At 64.8% G+C, this 1740-nt stretch carries 2 protein-coding genes; both read right to left on the reverse strand.

Features of this window, described 5'->3' with window-relative positions:
• Positions 1-47: 47 nt before the first annotated feature.
• Positions 48-878: a beta-ketoacyl synthase chain length factor gene (locus tag AC1DWI_RS21825; RefSeq protein ID WP_477671553.1), complete on the reverse strand. Its 831-nt coding sequence runs from the start codon at positions 876-878 to the stop codon at positions 48-50.
• A 9-nt stretch (positions 879-887) separates the two neighbouring features.
• On the reverse strand, positions 888-1740 hold an 853-nt coding region (locus tag AC1DWI_RS21830; protein WP_477725751.1), incomplete at its 5' end, for a beta-ketoacyl-ACP synthase.

Below are 1740 nucleotides of genomic sequence, written 5' to 3' on the forward strand. Positions count from 1 at the left end.
GCTCAAAGGCGCGCTGCAGGCCTTGGTGGGCATCAGGCCTGCAAGTATCACGGTGCCACCTGCAGGGCCAGTTGCCGGCCGTCAAGGTAGTCCAGCACGATCCGGCCGCTTTGCTGCCGCGCGATGCTGCGCAGCAGAGGCAGGCAGCGTGCCGCAGGAATGTCTGTGCGCAGCTGTTCGAGCGCGGCGTCATCGAGCCGGTCGGCAGGCAAGGCCGTCAGGCAGTTGTCTGGTTCCAGCGTCCACTGCGCCTGGCTGCGTTCACTGCGGTGGGGTGTCAGCACCAGTCCCAGGCCGAAGGTGTCGGGAATGGGGCGTGTGCTGTACAGCGGCTCCGGGTAATCGGTGTCATAAGCGACCAGCAGCACGGGTATCTGGTCCACCGCTACCTGGGCCATGGCCTCCAGCAGACCTGCCGAAAAACTTGCATCGCGCGCGCAAAGCACCGAGGACGAAACCATCGAGCCGCTTGAAATGCTCCAGTAGCCGGAGGCGGCGTTGTGCACTGAATTGTGAAAGCGCGTCGGGGAGATCAGCCTGTCGCTGGAGGCCAGAGCATTGCAAATTTCGTGGCAATTGACGGCGTCGCCGCTGGAAGATGAAAACACGGATGCCAGCATGGCAGCTTGCAGGCCCGAAGCTGCAACCGCTTCCTCGCTCACTGCCAGCGACACCTTCACCACCGCGCCGGCCCGGCGGCGTTCGGCCTGCGGCAAAGCCATGGGTGGCGGAAGAACGCAGCGCGTGGCTTGATAAGCGGTGCTGCCTTTGAGATATTCGCGCCCTTGCGCCCACCTCGCCAGTCCGGGGCCCAGCAGCCCGATACCTTCGACAAAAACCGTCAGCGCTGTTGCGGATGGGGATTGTGCTTGTGTCATGTGGGGACCTTAACCGGCACGGCCAAAAATCAGGCTGCAATTGGTTCCGCCGAAGCCGAAGGAATTGCTGAGCACATGCCGGGGGGCGGCCTCCTGGTTGTCCATGAGGTAGTTGACGGCCAGGGCCGGGTCGCGCTCGTGGGTGTTGATGCCGCCGGGCAGCAGGCCGTGCTGCAATGCGAGCGCGCAGATCACGGCTTCAAGCCCGCCCGCAGCGCCGAGCGTGTGGCCGGTGGCGCCCTTGGTGGAGCTGCAGGGGGTGCCTGGGCCGAACAGCCCGGACACCGCCTTGGCTTCCGCGGCATCGTTGCTTTGTGTGGCTGTGCCGTGCAGGTTGATGTAGTCGATCCCGGCCGTGGTGAGGCCGGCCATGTCCAGGGCCTGCTGCATTGCCAGCCGTGCACCCAGGCCGTCGGGATGGGGGGAGGACATATGGTGGGCGTCGCTGGATTCGCCGACGCCCAGCAGCAGCACATCATCTGGGGCGGGTTGTGCCGGTGCGGGTTCCAGCAGGGCGAAAGCGGCAGCTTCCCCAATGGTGATGCCGTTGCGTGCGGCGTCGAATGGCCTGCAAGCCTGGGGGGAAATCAGACCCAGCGAGTTAAAGCCATACAAAGTTGTGAGACACAGCGAATCGACCCCGCCGACCACGGCAGCATCGATCAGGCCCGCCCGCATCATCCTTCGCGCTGAAGCGAACACCTTGGCACTGGATGAGCAGGCTGACGACACAACGGCGGCCGGGCCGGTCAGCCCAAGGTACTGGCGCGTGAAATCAGCGACAGAAAATGTGTTGTGTGTTGTGCCGTAAATGAAATCGGGGGGCAGGGCGCCGGTCCCCGGGTCGCGCCGGCGATAGGCC

The organism is Polaromonas sp. P3_C2 (assembly GCF_056402675.1).

Excerpts from the sequence above, each read along its gene's own strand:
- AC1DWI_RS21825 (WP_477671553.1), bottom strand. The coding sequence starts at position 878 with ATGACACAAGCACAATCCCCATCCGCAACAGCGCTGACGGTTTTTGTC.